The 15,124-nt window shown below is 38.4% G+C and carries 14 protein-coding genes; 4 read left to right on the top strand and 10 right to left on the bottom strand.

Annotated features, from left to right (window positions below; genetic code table 11):
* Positions 1 to 35 precede the first annotated feature (35 nt).
* Together coxB and cyoE are read right to left on the bottom strand one after the other, a co-directional pair.
* Positions 36 to 1,124 (bottom strand): cytochrome c oxidase subunit II, encoded by a 1,089-nt coding sequence (gene coxB / locus AB9L17_RS04880; protein ID WP_068983283.1) that lies wholly within the window; start codon positions 1,122 to 1,124, stop codon positions 36 to 38.
* 100 nt (positions 1,125 to 1,224) lie between these two features.
* Complete coding sequence (cyoE, locus tag AB9L17_RS04875; RefSeq protein ID WP_068983284.1) at positions 1,225 to 2,142, bottom strand: heme o synthase; 918 nt, start codon at positions 2,140 to 2,142, stop codon at positions 1,225 to 1,227.
* Positions 2,143 to 2,478: 336 nt separating this feature from the next.
* Between cyoE and AB9L17_RS04870 the strand changes: the two genes are divergently transcribed.
* Complete coding sequence (locus AB9L17_RS04870) at positions 2,479 to 3,405, top strand: COX15/CtaA family protein (RefSeq protein ID WP_068983285.1); 927 nt, start codon at positions 2,479 to 2,481, stop codon at positions 3,403 to 3,405.
* 167 nt (positions 3,406 to 3,572) lie between these two features.
* Here AB9L17_RS04870 and pyc read toward each other — a convergent pair whose 3' ends face one another.
* From pyc to AB9L17_RS04855, 3 genes are read right to left on the bottom strand one after another with little or no spacing between them, the layout of a single operon-like run.
* Positions 3,573 to 7,007 carry a pyruvate carboxylase gene (pyc, locus tag AB9L17_RS04865; protein WP_068983286.1) on the bottom strand — a complete coding sequence of 1,145 codons (3,435 nt, stop codon included), beginning with the start codon at positions 7,005 to 7,007 and terminating at the stop codon, positions 3,573 to 3,575.
* Positions 7,008 to 7,019: 12 nt separating this feature from the next.
* Positions 7,020 to 8,201 carry an FtsW/RodA/SpoVE family cell cycle protein gene (locus tag AB9L17_RS04860; protein ID WP_068983287.1) on the bottom strand — a complete coding sequence of 394 codons (1,182 nt, stop codon included), beginning with the start codon at positions 8,199 to 8,201 and terminating at the stop codon, positions 7,020 to 7,022.
* A 60-nt stretch (positions 8,202 to 8,261) separates the two neighbouring features.
* Positions 8,262 to 8,543, bottom strand: a complete 282-nt coding sequence (locus AB9L17_RS04855) for a YlaN family protein (RefSeq protein ID WP_004224778.1) — start codon at positions 8,541 to 8,543, stop codon at positions 8,262 to 8,264.
* A 182-nt stretch (positions 8,544 to 8,725) separates the two neighbouring features.
* On the opposite strand from AB9L17_RS04855, the gene AB9L17_RS04850 reads away from it, so the two are divergent.
* A complete protein-coding gene (locus tag AB9L17_RS04850) occupies positions 8,726 to 9,226 on the top strand; it encodes a hypothetical protein (protein ID WP_068983288.1) in 501 nt (166 codons plus the stop codon).
* 11 nt (positions 9,227 to 9,237) lie between these two features.
* The gene (locus tag AB9L17_RS04845; RefSeq protein ID WP_068983289.1) at positions 9,238 to 9,441 is read left to right on the top strand and encodes a YlaI family protein; all 204 of its coding nucleotides are present in this window, start codon (positions 9,238 to 9,240) and stop codon (positions 9,439 to 9,441) included.
* Positions 9,442 to 9,699: 258 nt separating this feature from the next.
* Here the strand turns inward: AB9L17_RS04845 and AB9L17_RS04840 are convergent, their stop codons facing one another.
* The 5 genes from AB9L17_RS04840 to typA all read right to left on the bottom strand — a co-directional run bounded on the left by AB9L17_RS04840 (position 9,700) and on the right by typA (position 14,778).
* Positions 9,700 to 10,488, bottom strand: a complete 789-nt coding sequence (locus tag AB9L17_RS04840; RefSeq protein WP_083226894.1) for an ABC transporter permease — start codon at positions 10,486 to 10,488, stop codon at positions 9,700 to 9,702.
* On the bottom strand, positions 10,481 to 11,248 hold the full coding sequence (locus AB9L17_RS04835) for an ABC transporter ATP-binding protein (protein ID WP_068983291.1): 768 nt from the start codon (positions 11,246 to 11,248) through the stop codon (positions 10,481 to 10,483). The genes AB9L17_RS04840 and AB9L17_RS04835 overlap by 8 nt, the downstream gene beginning before the upstream one ends.
* Position 11,249: 1 nt before the next feature.
* Complete coding sequence (locus tag AB9L17_RS04830) at positions 11,250 to 12,242, bottom strand: ABC transporter substrate-binding protein (RefSeq protein ID WP_068983292.1); 993 nt, start codon at positions 12,240 to 12,242, stop codon at positions 11,250 to 11,252.
* Between the two features lie 262 nt (positions 12,243 to 12,504).
* Positions 12,505 to 12,903: a YlaH-like family protein gene (locus AB9L17_RS04825; protein ID WP_083226895.1), complete on the bottom strand. Its 399-nt coding sequence runs from the start codon at positions 12,901 to 12,903 to the stop codon at positions 12,505 to 12,507.
* A gap of 30 nt (positions 12,904 to 12,933) precedes the next feature.
* The gene (gene typA / locus AB9L17_RS04820) at positions 12,934 to 14,778 is read right to left on the bottom strand and encodes a translational GTPase TypA (protein WP_068983294.1); all 1,845 of its coding nucleotides are present in this window, start codon (positions 14,776 to 14,778) and stop codon (positions 12,934 to 12,936) included.
* Between the two features lie 139 nt (positions 14,779 to 14,917).
* Between typA and AB9L17_RS04815 the strand changes: the two genes are divergently transcribed.
* On the top strand, positions 14,918 to 15,103 hold the full coding sequence (locus tag AB9L17_RS04815; protein WP_068983295.1) for a DUF5325 family protein: 186 nt from the start codon (positions 14,918 to 14,920) through the stop codon (positions 15,101 to 15,103).
* Positions 15,104 to 15,124: the final 21 nt, after the last annotated feature.

Here is a 15,124-nt window from a genome sequence, read left to right as displayed (position 1 = left end):
TTACCTCCCTCAAAGTTTGTTACAATAACTAAAAATTATTTCTCAACAGATAAGCCCATGATATAAGTTGCTAGAGCTTCAATTTCTTCGTCGGATAAGTCGCCATAAACAGGCGCAGTGCCCTCTGCATTCATCATTAAGTTACCTGGTTTGAATTCTCCAGGGTTCTTAATCCAAGCTTTTAAGTTTTCTTCATTATGTTCTAAGAAACCAGCAACACGGTTACGGTCACCAAATGTAGTTAAGTTAGGACCTGGTGTACCTCCTGCTCCTGATCCAGAAACAGCATGACAACCTAAACAACTTTTAGCAAATGTTGCTTCACCAAGATCTGTTGAAGCTTTGTCAGCCACTTTTCCTTCTGTTGCTTTCATTGAAGCTACCCATGCATCGAATGCATCTGGGCTTAATGCTTTAACTTTGAAGTCCATTAATGCGTGTGAAGGACCACATAATTCAGCACATTTACCATAGAATACGCCGTCTTTAAGGTCTTTCGATTCTTTATCGAATACTAGATAGAATTTGTTTAAGTTATCTACGTTCGTATCCATTTTACCGCCTATAGCAGGAATCCAGAATGAGTGCTTTACATCGGCAGCCTTTAAGTTAAAGTAAACTTTTTGACCTGTTGGTACAACTAGTTCTTGAGAAGTTATAATACCTTGGTTAGGGTATTCAAACTCCCACCAGTATAATTTTGCAGTTACATTTACTGTAAGTGCTGTTTTGTCACCATTTTCATCTACTTCGTCCATAGCAGCAACATCTGCAAATTTGTAAGTAGCCGTAACAACTGGTACAGCTAAGATTAATAATAAAATAATTGGAATAACTGTCCAAATCACTTCGAGAGTGTGACTTCCTTCTACTTGCTTAGGAATAACATTTTCGCCAACTTTTGAACGGCGGAATTTTACGAATGCAAGTAAATAGATAACGGATACTACTACTACTACTAACGTCATAATTCCCGTAGCTAACAGTAATAGATTGAATTGCTCTTTACCTACTTGACCAGATGGTTTCAGTGCAGAAATATAATCTTCACCACAACCAGAAAGGAAAACCATCATCACTGCTAGAAGTGAAAAAAGACGCCATTTTTTAAGCCCTTTCATCATAGCTTAATTAAACCCCTCTTTCTTTGTTGTATTTTCATGTGTACCTAGGACATTAGTTCTGTCTATATGAATTCTTTAGGATAAGAAAGAATCCCCAAATTTAGCTAAACAACGCAAATATGATAATGGATACAAATAGTATTGTCATATGGTTCAATGAATAGATAAACATTTTATTTGCCCATTTCAAATCATCTTTTGTAGTAAAGCCTTTAAAAGCTAGAATCACCCAGCCCAAGTTCAATGCAGTCGCAAGAATTAAGAAGCCTACCCCAAGCTCTGGTAAAAGGAATGGTAACGGTAATAATAAAATAATCCAAAATAACATCGAGTACTTCGTTCGTTTAAATCCTTTTACTACAGGTAGCATCGGTATATTAGCTGCACGATATTCTTCAGTACGTTTCATGGCAAGCGCGTAAAAATGCGGAGGTTGCCATACAAACATAATAAGGAATAAGGCAAGTGCTCCTGGACCTAATGCAGGTTCAACAGCTGCAAACCCAATAACTGGTGGAATCGCACCTGAAATACTTCCTACAACCGTGTTACTAACATGCTTCCTCTTTGACCACATTGAGTACAGAACGACATAAGCAAATATTCCTACTAGTCCCCACATGCCGGCTGCAAACGATGCCGCAAATAACAAAATTTCACCTACAATTAAAAATGAGAGGGCAATGGTCAATACAAAATTCGGCTTAAATCTACCTGTTACTGTCGGTCTTGCCTTCGTTCTTTTCATGATTGGGTCAATATCCTGATCAATAAAGTTATTCATTGCGCCTGAGCCACCTATTATTAATGCCGCACCCAGCATGGTGAACAATATGACATCAAGCTCTTGCAAGAAGTGTCTACTAGTAAATTGAAATGCCAGCCACATCCCTGTAAACGTTGTGACAAGATTCGAGTTTACGATTCCAATTTTTATTAGTGCTAAGAAATCTTTTACAACAGATGTTGATTCTGGTCCACCATTTCTAGTAGCCGTCAGTGCACGACCGTTTGACATGATACCTCTCCTTTCATTTTTGTAAGCATATTCCGCTAATGTTTACTATAGCGAAATTTGCGATTGATTTCTAGACATTAAGTGAAATTTAGATGAAGTTGTAAAAATTAGCTTTGTCTAGAAATATAATTAAAAACAACATATCTATAGTAAAACATTTTCTAAAATGAATTGTGAAGGTTAAAGTACGAAATTATGAACAATTTGTGAAATGGAATCGACATCTAATACTCCCTACTCTTTACAAGTTGTTTTTTTCCTGTATTTTCGATATTATCTAGTAGCAGAAACATTACTTTCATGTAATGTTTATAGATAAAGTAGGTGACTCATTTTATGCAACACAACAGGTATATGAAGTGGTTTGCTGTTGCCGCTACAATTGGAATGCTTCTTATTTTATTAGGTGGAGCACTTGTTACCAAAACAGATAGTGGCTTAGGCTGTGGTCGAAACTGGCCTGATTGTAATGGTTCTCTTATTCCAAAAGAAATTACACCAGAAGTCTTAATTGAATTTTCACATCGTCTTGTAACTGGAATTGTATCTATTTCTATTCTTGTGTTAACAATTTGGACATGGCGTAAACTCGGTCATATTCGCGAAGTAAAGTTATTAGGTTTCTTAGCGATGTTTTTCTTAATCGCACAGGCTCTTATTGGAGCTGCTCAAGTATTGTGGGGGCAAGGCGATTTTATACTAGCACTCCACTTTGGGATTTCTCTTATTTCCTTTGCTGCCGTTCTCCTTCTCTCTATGATTGTATTTGAAGTGGATCGGAAATTTGATGCCGATAACGTTTTTATTGGTAAAAAGTTACGTTGGCATACGATTGCTGTCACAATTTATTCTTATTTAGTCGTTTATACAGGGGCGCTTGTTCGCCATACAGAATCTAGCTTAATATGTCCTGACTGGCCATTTTGCAACAATGAAACACCATTCGCACCACTAAATAATATGTACGAATGGGTGCAAATGGGGCATCGATTTGCTGTTCTGATCTTTTCTATTTGGATTGCATACATAACTTGGCACGCTATAAAAGAATATAAAAATCAACGTGTTATTTACTATGGCTGGATTATTGCCTTTATTATAGTAATTTTACAGGTGATTGCTGGTATGTTAGTAGTCCTAACTAAATTGAATTTAACAGTCGCGTTACTACATTCATTATTTATTTCAATATTATTTGGTCTACTTTGCTACATGGTATTGCTAGTTGCACGTAGCGATTATAATGGAAAAAATAAAGAATAATAGAAAAGATTCGCTACATCAGTGGCGAATCTTTTTTATTTATTTAAACGACTTCAATTACAAAGCACTAATGACGTCAAAAAAATGGACAAGTTTCTTACTATAGATAAATAAAAAAGGTTATTAGTATGCTATTAAAGCCATCTAATAACCTTCTTTCGGTTCAATTATTCAATCTCAATTAGCAAATCACCTGTTGAAATGGCGTCGCCTGCACTTGCGTATACTTCTTTTACGACTCCATCTTTCGGTGCTTGAACAGTTGTCTCCATTTTCATCGCTTCAGTAATTAACAAATGGTCTCCACGTTTAACATTACTTCCTTTCGATACGACTACCTTTAAGACCGTACCTGGCATTGTAGCTCCAATTTGGTTTGGATTGCTTGGATCTGCCTTTAATGCTAAACTGCCATCTACTTCAACAGTCATATCTTGAATCACCAACTCACGGGATTGACCATTCAACTCAAAGTACATCACACGTGTTCCGTCATGCTGTGGCTCACCAATCGAAACGAGTTTAATAATCAGTGTTTTTCCTTTTTCGATTTCGACTTCGATTTCTTCACCTAGCTTTAATCCGCAAAGGAAAGTTGGTGTGTCTAATACCGAAATATTGCCGAAAGAGTCCACTGTTTTCGCATACTCTTCAAACACTTTCGGGTACAAAGCATACGCCAGCACATCCTTCTTTGTCACCGGTCTGTTCAATTTTTCCTCCAGTACTGCCTCTAGCTGCTCAAAATTCACAGGTTCTAGTAGCTCACCTGGACGTACTGTAATGGCTTCGCGATCCTTTAACACAACCTGTTGAAGTGCCTCCGGGAAGCCACCATGTGGTTGTCCTAAATAACCCTGGAAGAACTCAATCACAGAATCTGGGAAATCAATGGTTTGTCCTCTTGTCAGTACAGAGCTTTCATCTAAATCGTTCTGTACCATAAATAACGCCATATCACCAACTACTTTTGAAGATGGGGTTACTTTGACAATATCACCAAATAGAAGGTTCACGCGGGAATACATGCGCTTCACTTCCTCCCATCTATCCCCAAGACCAACTGCTTTGGCTTGCTGCTGTAAGTTACTGTATTGACCCCCAGGCATCTCATGGACGTAAATTTCAGAATGTGGGCTAATCATGCCGCTTTCAAAATCCTTATAATATTTACGCACATCTTCCCAGTAGTACGATAGTTTTTCTAGTGCTTCAATATCGGCACGAACCTCACGCTTACTGCCCTTCATTGCATAATACAAGGAGTTTGCACTTGGCTGTGACGTTAAGCCAGCCATCGAACCGAGCGCCGTATCAATGATATCCACCCCTGCCTCGATCGCCTTGGCATATAAATAAATACCATTACCACTTGTATCATGTGTATGCAGATGGATTGGCAAACTTGTCGTCTCTTTTAACTCGGAAATTAAACGATACGCTGCTTCTGGCTTCAATAACCCAGCCATATCTTTTATCGCTAAAATATGGGCACCTGCTGCCTCTAGCTCCTTCGCCATTTGCTTGTAGTATTGGACTGAATATTTTGCCCTCGTATCATCAAAAATATCGCCTGTGTAACAGATTGCTGCCTCGGCAATTTTACCAGACTGACGGGCTGCATCAATCGCTACTTCCATGCCTTTTATCCAATTCAAACTATCGAAAATACGGAACACATCAATGCCCGATGCCGCTGATTCAGCGATAAACTCACGAATTAAATTGTCAGGGTAGTTCGTGTAACCGACGGCATTCGCTCCACGCAGTAACATTTGAAATAACACATTCGGTACTTGTTCACGCAACTTGGCTAGACGCTCCCATGGGTCTTCCTTTAAGAAACGGTACGCCACATCAAACGTCGCGCCTCCCCACATTTCAAGTGAGAAGAAATCATGCATCATGCGTGCTGTTGCATCTGCAATTTCGAACATATCCTTTGAACGTACACGTGTCGCAAGCAGTGATTGGTGTGCATCTCGGAAGGTTGTATCCGTTAATAGCACGTCCTCCTGCTCCAGAATCCATTTCACAAGCCCATCTGCTCCTTGAGCATCTAAAATTTGCTTTGTCCCTGCAGGGGGAACGATTAATTTATCAACTTTTGGGATACTCGGCTGAACAAAAATTGGTTTCGCCTTCTGCTCTACTCCTGGGAAACCATTGAGTGTCACATTACCGATATAGCTTAATAGCTTTGTCCCACGGTCCTTACGCACAGGGAAATTAAATAATTCAGGTGTTGTATCAATAAAGCTAGTATCAAATGCACCCGTTAAAAATTTCCCGTGCGTCACGACATTATTTAAAAATGGAATATTCGTTTTCACCCCACGAATACGGAACTCTTTTAAGTTGCGGTCCATCTTTGCTGCGGCTTCTTTAAATGTCATTCCTGATGTTGAAATTTTCACCAATAGCGAATCATAGTATGGTGTTACAACAGCTCCCTGGAAGCCATTGCCGGCATCTAGGCGAACGCCAAAGCCACCACTTGAACGATACACCATTAGCTTTCCTGTATCCGGCATAAAGTCATTGGCTGGGTCTTCCGTGGTAACACGTGCTTGAATCGCATAGCCAATCATTGGGATATCCGCCTGTTGAGGAATATGGATCTCCTCGCTATGAAGACCGTAACCCGCAGCCACTTTTATTTGAGCATGCACGATATCGACACCTGTAATCATTTCAGTAATTGTATGCTCAACTTGAATACGAGGGTTGACCTCGATGAAATAAAAATCTTCTCCTGCGACTAAAAATTCTACTGTCCCTGCATTTATGTACGAGACATTTTTCATTAGTTGAACCGCTGCATCACAAATACTATTTCTTAAATTTTCTGAAATCGAATGAGATGGTGCGATTTCAACAACCTTTTGATGACGACGTTGTATCGAGCAATCACGCTCATATAGATGGACAATATTGCCTTGTTGATCGCCAATAATTTGGACTTCAATATGCTTTGGCTTAATAATTGCCTTTTCTACATACACCTCATCAGAGCCGAATGCTGCCTTCGCCTCTGATTTTGCACGTTCATAGGAGGAAGCTAGCTCCTCTTGACTATGAACAAGGCGCATACCACGACCACCGCCGCCTAGCGCTGCCTTAATCATAATTGGATAATCATATGTGCTAGCAAAAGCCTCTACCTCCGCTAAATCAGCTACCGGTCCATCTGTACCAGGAATAACAGGAATACCTGCAACAATTGCCTGTTCACGCGCTTTAACCTTATCTCCGAACATATCTAAGTGCAGGGAAGTTGGTCCAATAAAGACAATGCCCTCTTCTTCACATCGACGTGCAAATTCTACGTTTTCCGATAAAAAACCATACCCCGGATGAATCGCATCAACACCCGCATCCTTTGCGATGGCAATAATACCTTCAATATCTAAATAAGCATCGATTGGTTTCTTGCCAGCCCCGACTAAATAGGCCTCATCTGCTTTAAAGCGATGGAATGCCCCACTATCCTCCCGCGAATAAATGGCCACGGTTTGGATATTTAGCTCCGTACATGCACGGAAAATACGAATTGCAATTTCCCCCCTATTGGCTACGAGAATTTTGTTGATTGATTCCATAGATATCCCCCTTTATGATTGTGATTTTTTTCTTTCTACCTTTTCAAACATAGAAACATTAATTAATATTCCCATAGCTAAAGATAGAATAATTATAGATGTCCCGCCATAGCTAATAAAAGGTAGCGTTACACCGGTTAACGGGATTAACCCAGTTACACCCCCAAGGTTAATAAACGTTTGCCAGCCAATCCAGCTCGCAATACCAGCCGCAATCATACGTGCTAGTGGATCTTTTGTGCGCAACGCAATCGAAAATCCTTTATACACAATAAATCCTAGACCACCTAAGACGATTATCACACCCCAAATACCTAGTTCTTCCATTATAATCGCCATAATAAAATCTGTTTGTGGTTCAGGTAAATACCCCAATTTTTGAACGGATTGACCGAGGCCTCTTCCATCTAAACCGCCTCCGCCTATTGCATAATAACTATTTACAACTTGGTGACCCATATCATTTTCATAATCAAATGGATTAAAATAAGATAGTATTCGGCCTTTACGGTTACCCGTTAATAGCTCCCCTTTAAATAACCAAAGCATACCAAGGATAGCTGTACCAAATGCCCCTAATACCCCAAAAAACTTCCAAAATGTTTTAAATGGAATACCACTCGCTGCTACTACAGATACAGCAATGCCACAAAGTATAATGACAGCTCCTAAATCTGTTTCAAACGCTACACAAGCAACAACAAGGATCCAGAGAAATATTGGATAAAAAATTTCTGTCGGTTGTAGCTTTTCAAACGTATATTTTTGTCCTTTCCGATAAAAAGCAGCGGAAAAATATAAAATTATAAATAGTTTCGCATATTCAGACGGTTGAAAATTCCCTAGACCTGGAATGTGTATCCAACTCTGAGAACCTACTTGATCCGCACCATGACCGGCTACTTTTAACCAAGTAAATAGCACGGCAAGAACGACGGTAAGAAACAACATAACATTCTTATTGGCATAATGCTTGTACGGGAAAAATGCGGTCACTAAAAAACCCATAAAAGCTACAGTTAAATTTGTCACTTGCTTTTGATAAAAATAGTCTGGAGCCTGTCCTTCCTTTATAATAGCTACCATCATACTTGAGCTATAAATCATTACTAATCCAAATAAACTTAATAATAGAAAAGTAAAAAATAATGGGTAATCAAAATTTCGTGCATATCTTTTTAAGTATTGTTTCATCGAAAAACCTCATTCTAGAAAAAAAACTCAAATCGCAAATAGCGTTTGAGTTTTTTCTTTTTATTTGTCTGTATACGCGTCGTGCAGTACAGACAGTTCTTTCTCGAGTGAATCGAGAATCTCTTTGCCTTTTTCGCGTTCAATGAGTCCAAGCTTCACAGCAAAGTCAATTTCACGTGAAAGGCCGAACATTTGTGTATCTAATACTTCTTCATATAAAGGGCATTGTGGCATTGTTAAATGATCCATTTGTACTCGAATGAGGCGAGCGATTTTATCTGCATCAGCAACTAAAAGCTCCAAAGCCTTCTCCTGAAAAGAAGTTTGTGATTTCGTATCCATGAGGACGCCCCCATTATCTGATATTTCTTCGATTCTATCTTAATAAAGTTTATCTTTTAGTCGTTAAAATTGCAAGTGTCTTCATTGGAAAATAGAGAAATCAAATTATATTTCTTTATTATATCTAGTCATTAGCGTTATACTATTTCATGGATATACAAGATTTGAGGAGGATTTCTATAATGGAAACAATAATTCCTATCAAGGGCGCAGTTTCATTTCAACTAACGTTAGATCCCACTGTTTGGATTTTCGATGATCGTAAATTAGATTTAAAAACGTACTTCACCTCACAAAAAGTGGAAGAAGATATGGATATAAAATATATGCGTGAAGTCGGTGCGCACTGGTCACGTGAAATTATGGAAGGGGCAACTTTCCCACCAACATTAAAATCCGAACGAAAATTTGACCGTAAAGGGATGGAAACAGGTACTTTCGGTATCGAATTAAGTCACTTCTTGAAAAACGCTGAAATTAAACCAGAAGCGACAACAATCGTCATTGAATGCGAAGGTGGCAAAGAGTGTCCATTTACAATTGAAGAAGCTCATACATTAATTTTGCAATACAGCCAAGATGGGAAGCCTTTACTAGAAGATGGCCCTGTCCATGTATTATTTAGAGACGGTTCAAATGTAGACAACCCTATCAAAAATGTATTAGCTATTCGTGCCGAGTAGGAGGGAATGCAATGCGCGTAAAGTGTGTCATTTGCGATACAATTAACAATTTAGATGATAGTTTACCGTTAGCAAAAAAATTACGCAATCGACCAATTCATACGTATATGTGTGATACGTGCCATGATCGTATTAAAGAAAATACCATTGCACGCGTTGAAACCGGGAATTTCCGTTTTTATCGTACTTCACCACAAATGGATAAAGAGTTTTAACAGCTACTAAAGGAGGTGACCCATTATTTGAGCCACCTCCTTTATGCTGTTGAAAAGCTATTGTGTCAATGAAATTAAAATGTCCTATAAAATAAGATATGCTCTTCGGCAAAACGAGGGGTTGATTGAAGTCATTGTTCATATTATGTAGAAACAAACTGTACGACATTTTATTCTATCGCCTAAAATGTCTTTATATCATAAAAAATAGTATGCCAGATTTCTTCTAGCATACTATTTTATTTCGATTATTAACCATTATTTTTTTATAATCGCCTTCTCAATCAATTCCACAACCTGATACATAATCGTCGCAAAAAAGGCGATGATGAGCAGTGACATAAGCACGAGATTAAAGTTAAATACTTGAAAGCCATAAATAATTAAATAACCAAGACCTTTTGAGGACACTAAAAATTCACCAACAATAACCCCTACCCAAGATAATCCTACGTTTACTTTTAAAGTAGAAATAATTGTTGGGAAGGAGGCAGGCAGAATCACTTCTCTAAATATTTGCCATTTAGTTGCTCCAAAAGTTTGTAATACTTTGCTATAGTTTGGATCTACCCCTTTAAAGGCCGTGTAAACAACAATCGTCGTAATAATAATCGAAATTAAAGCACCCATTGCGATAATCGAAAAATAGCCTGGGCCAAGGGCAACAATTAATATTGGTCCTAGCGCAACTTTCGGCATCGCATTTAAAATAACTAAATATGGATCGAGTACCTTTGACAGCAAAGGTGACCACCACAAAACGCTGGCTATTAATGTCCCTAGTAAGGTACCCGCAATAAAACCAATAACTGTTTCCATTAGCGTGACACCAACATGCAACGTTAACGAACCATCACTTACTTTTTCTATAAACGTTTGCCATACATATGTTGGTGAACTAAAAATTAAACGATCAATCCATCCAAATCTAGAAAGAAGCTCCCACCCTCCAAAAAAAACGAGTAAGATGATAAATTGATATAATCGAACAAAGCGTTTTTCCTTTTTCAACATTTGCTGATACTGTTTAAATAATGTATTATCCAAGGCTCTCCAGCTCCTTCCAAATAGTTTGGAATACATCTGAATATGCCGGATGCTGTCTCACATCAAACGGAGATAGCTTGCGTAATACTTCAGGTATTTCAAAAACTCTATGCAATGAACCTGGATTAGCTGAAAAAAGAAAAACTCGTTCACTCATGGCGATGGCTTCACCAATATCATGTGTCACAAGAATCGCTGTTTTTTGATAGGCCTTTAAGGTTTCAACAACTAAGTCCTCAAGCTTTAATTTTGACTGATAATCAAGTGCCGAAAACGGTTCATCTAGCAGTAAGATTTTAGGATTTACTGCCAATGTCCTCGCAAGTGCTACACGCTGACGCATACCCCCTGATAACTCTCGGGGAAAATTGCTCCCTACATGTGGTAAACCTACTTCTCGCAACAGTGCATTGGCGGTCACTTTATGTGTTTTATTGCTCCGCTCCATAATTTTCAAGCCAATTGTGACATTTTCCTCGATAGTTTTCCAAGGAAACAAATAATCTTGTTGAAGCATGTAGCCAATCAGAGACTGATTTTGTGCTGAAATTTCCTCTCCATCAATGTATACATTGCCTTCAGTAGACGGAAATAAACCCGCAATAATTGATAATAAAGTTGTTTTCCCACATCCACTCGGCCCTATAAAAGATACAAATTCACCTTCACTAATTTCTAAATTGATATTACGTAAAACTTCCTTTGCCTGAGTATTGGAAAAATAGCTATGGTGAATATGTTCTAGTTTTAAAAATCCCATATTACTCAGCAGCCTTTTTAGCAAAAGTTGTATTCACAAGCTTTTCATAATCTACCCGTTGAGGAAGTTCACCTGCTTCCTCCATAATTGTTTGCAAGTTATCCCATTCCTCCTTATCTAGAATGGGATCCGTTGCATAAGAGCCTTGAGACTTATAACGCTCCACTACTGTTTCAATTAAAGCAACATCCACATTTTCAAAATATGGCTGAATGATTTTCGCTACTTCTGCAGCACTCTCTTTCTGTACAAAATCCTGCGCTCGTTTCAATGCGTTTGTAAAACCTTGAACTGTTTTCGCTTCATCCTTCAAATAACTACTTTTGGACATAAACGATGTGTAAGGTATATGACCGGATTCAGTTCCAAATGAAGCAACAATATAGCCTTTACCCTCTTTCTCAAAGATACTCGCTGTTGGTTCAAATAGTTGTACAAAGTCCCCTGTTCCAGAAGCAAAGGCCGTAGAAATATTAGCAAAATCGATGTTTTGAATGAGTGTTAAATCGTTTGTAGGATTGATGCCATGTTTTTTCAGTACAAACTCACCCGCCATTTGGGGCATTCCACCCTTACGTTGCCCTAAAAATGTAGTGCCTTTCAATTGACTCCATGAAAAATTATCCATTTTTTCACGCGCAACTAAAAATGTACCATCTGTTTGAGTTAGCTGTGCAAAATTTTGTATTGGATCATTGGCGCCTTGAAGTGTCACATAAATAGAAGTTTCCGATCCAACTAAGGCAATATCAATGCCATCAGACAGTAACGCCGTCATTGTCTTATCGCCACCTGCAATCGTTTGTAACTCAACAGAAAGCCCCTCATCCTCGAAGAAACCTTTTTCAAGTGCTACATACTGCGGCGCATAGAAAATCGAGCGCGTCACTTCTCCAACTTTGACCTTTTCAAGCTCCGTTTTATTACACGCTGTCAAAGAAAGGAGTAACAAAGCAATAACACTAAATAATAAACCTTTTTTAAGCCAACGCATTCCATTTCCTCCTCGATTGATGAAAATAAGCCTATCAACATTAACTTATTCATATCAGAAGATTTCGGTGCCTATCAATTTAGGTTTGAGAGACACAATCGATTGAAAATGGGTTCCGTAGCCAATCGTTTATATGTAGATGGCTTAAAACGATAAAATTTTTTACGATACCAAATAAAACAGCCTTAGCAAATTAATGCTAAGGCTGTTTTATTACTTAAAAACTCAATACAAGTTTCACGGTATAGGAGCCAAGCTACTCTCATTGATTGGCAGCTTGTTGCTCTTCTCTTTTTTCACGCCACATACGTGTTTTATATACAATCAAAATTAACGCCGCTACAATGAGCCCTTCTACCATTGGAAGATATAATGCAAAAAATGTTAACATAATACACCCTAAAAACAGGAAAATGTAAATAACTATATTTTGTGATAGTTTTAATTTCTTTGCAAAGCCTAGTTTATAAACAAGTGCAGAGAGCAAAAACACTAGAGCAAACAGAACATAACCTGCCATTTCATAGCTAGGTAAGTTTTCATATAAAAAACGCGTAATCCCTGCCATTTTTTCATAGGCATTTGCTGTTTCCTCTACATTTGTCTGTGCAGCAACTTGAATAAAATTCAGTTCACCCAATAAAGCGGACTTTATATCCAAGACTCCTCTTCCTTTCATGTCAGCGGAAAATTATTGTTCTGCGTTACGTAATTTTTTCGCTGCTTTCTCACGTTCGTTTTTATCTAGAATTTGTTTACGAAGGCGAATAGATTCTGGTGTGATTTCTAAGTACTCGTCATCACCTAAGTATTCAAGCGCTTCTTCTAGTGATAAAATACGTGGCTTTTTAATAACATTCGTTTGGTCTTTATTTGCTGAACGGATGTTTGTTTTTTGTTTCATTTTTGTGATGTTTACAGTGATATCAGCGTCACGAGTATTTTCTCCAACGATCATACCTTCGTAAATATCTGTACCTGGCTCCAAGAACAGTGTACCACGGTCTTCAATTTGCATCATACCATAAGTTGTTGATTTACCAGTTTCCATTGAAACTAGTACACCTTGGTGACGGCCACCAATTTTTCCTGGTAATAATGGTTGATAGCAATCGAACGTATGGTTGATAATACCGAAACCTTTTGTCATTGACATGAATTCAGTTGTATAACCGATTAATCCACGAGCTGGTACTAAGAACGTTAAACGAACTTGACCACTGCCGTTGTTCACCATATCAAGCATTTCACCTTTACGTGTACCAATTGATTCAATAATTGAACCAACATTTTCTTCAGGCACATCGATTTGAACGCGTTCGAAAGGTTCACATTTCACGCCGTCGATTTCACGCACGATTACTTGTGGTTTTGACACTTGTAATTCGTAGCCTTCACGACGCATGTTTTCGATAAGGATAGATAAGTGAAGCTCCCCACGACCTGAAACTGTCCAAGCATCTGGAGAATCAGTATCTTCAACACGTAAAGATACGTCTGTTTGTAATTGAGCACGTAAACGCTCTTCTACTTTACGAGAAGTAACCCATTTCCCTTCACGACCTGCGAATGGAGAATTGTTTACTAAGAAAGTCATTTGTAAAGTTGGCTCATCAATACGTAATGGCGTTAGCGCTTCTGGGTGTTCAACAGGGCAAACTGTTTCACCAACGTTGATGTCTTCCATACCTGAAACGGCGATTAAGTCACCAGCTTTTGCTGTCTCAACTTCTTCACGTTTTAAGCCGAAGAAACCAAAGATTTTTGTTACACGGAAGTTTTTCACTGTTCCGTCTAACTTCATAAGAGATACTTGTTGACCTACAGAAATTGTTCCGCGGAATACGCGACCAATACCGATACGTCCAACGAAGTCATTATAGTCAAGTAAAGCTACTTGGAATTGTAATGGCTCTTCTGAGTTATCAATTGGTGCTGGGATAGCTTCGATAATTTTCTTAAATAGACATTCCATATCCGCTTCTTGCTTAGCTGGATCAGCGTCTAAAGAAGCTGTACCATTTACACCTGAAGCATAGACAACAGGGAATTCTAATTGATCTTCATCTGCACCTAGTTCAATGAATAATTCAAGTACTTCATCTACTACTTCTAGTGGACGAGCTGAATCTTTGTCTACTTTATTAACAACAACGATTGGTGTTAAACGTTGTTCTAATGCTTTTTTCAACACAAAACGTGTTTGTGGCATACAACCCTCATACGCATCGACAACTAGTACAACGCCATCTACCATTTTTAAAATACGTTCTACCTCACCACCGAAGTCAGCGTGTCCAGGCGTATCAAGGATGTTGATACGAGTTCCTTCATAGTTTACTGCTGTATTTTTAGCTAAAATCGTAATACCACGTTCGCGTTCAATATCGTTAGAGTCCATTGCACGTTCTTCAACACGTTCGTTTGAACGGAATGTACCTGATTGTTTTAATAATTGGTCGACTAAAGTAGTTTTACCATGGTCAACGTGTGCGATAATTGCGATATTGCGAAGATCTTGACGTAAGTTTGTCATTATTCCACTCCATATTCTTTTTTCGAATGTTTAACTGTGATATTATAGCACAAGAAGGATAGAAATGTCCTTATTAGAATTTACATCATTCTAAAAAAATATATTTAAATTACAAATTTTTCATATAGGAGGCTCGGCTATGAATCGTGCAAAATTCGTAATGGGCATTTTCGCATTAGCAGCTGTTTTAGCAATGTGTTCTATTGGCTATTCTGTAGCAGCTGGTAGTGGTTTTGGTATAATAGCAGGCATTGTGGCTACTTGTGTCATTTTTATGACAGCCTTTAAATTGAAACGTAAACTGCGTGAGCAAGGATTACTTTAATAAGTAAGTAGGAGCCTGTCT

Source organism: Lysinibacillus sp. RS11, from assembly GCF_042019215.1.
In the GTDB taxonomy this organism is placed as follows: Bacteria; Bacillota; Bacilli; order Bacillales_A; family Planococcaceae; genus Lysinibacillus; species Lysinibacillus xylanilyticus_A.
This window is presented reverse-complemented; position numbering and strand designations above follow the sequence as displayed.

Bases quoted from the DNA above. Each gene is read 5' to 3' on its own strand.
- coxB (WP_068983283.1), bottom strand. From the start codon at position 1,124: ATGATGAAAGGGCTTAAAAAATGGCGTCTTTTTTCACTTCTAGCAGTG.
- AB9L17_RS04850 (WP_068983288.1), top strand. From the start codon at position 8,726: ATGGAAACAATAATTCCTATCAAGGGCGCAGTTTCATTTCAACTAACG.
- AB9L17_RS04835 (WP_068983291.1), bottom strand. From the start codon at position 11,248: ATGGGATTTTTAAAACTAGAACATATTCACCATAGCTATTTTTCCAAT.
- pyc (WP_068983286.1), bottom strand. From the start codon at position 7,007: ATGGAATCAATCAACAAAATTCTCGTAGCCAATAGGGGGGAAATTGCA.
- cyoE (WP_068983284.1), bottom strand. From the start codon at position 2,142: ATGTCAAACGGTCGTGCACTGACGGCTACTAGAAATGGTGGACCAGAA.
- AB9L17_RS04870 (WP_068983285.1), top strand. From the start codon at position 2,479: ATGCAACACAACAGGTATATGAAGTGGTTTGCTGTTGCCGCTACAATT.
- AB9L17_RS04855 (WP_004224778.1), bottom strand. From the start codon at position 8,543: ATGGATACGAAATCACAAACTTCTTTTCAGGAGAAGGCTTTGGAGCTT.
- AB9L17_RS04815 (WP_068983295.1), top strand. From the start codon at position 14,918: ATGAATCGTGCAAAATTCGTAATGGGCATTTTCGCATTAGCAGCTGTT.
- typA (WP_068983294.1), bottom strand. From the start codon at position 14,778: ATGACAAACTTACGTCAAGATCTTCGCAATATCGCAATTATCGCACAC.
- AB9L17_RS04830 (WP_068983292.1), bottom strand. From the start codon at position 12,242: ATGCGTTGGCTTAAAAAAGGTTTATTATTTAGTGTTATTGCTTTGTTA.
- AB9L17_RS04860 (WP_068983287.1), bottom strand. From the start codon at position 8,201: ATGAAACAATACTTAAAAAGATATGCACGAAATTTTGATTACCCATTA.
- AB9L17_RS04845 (WP_068983289.1), top strand. From the start codon at position 9,238: ATGCGCGTAAAGTGTGTCATTTGCGATACAATTAACAATTTAGATGAT.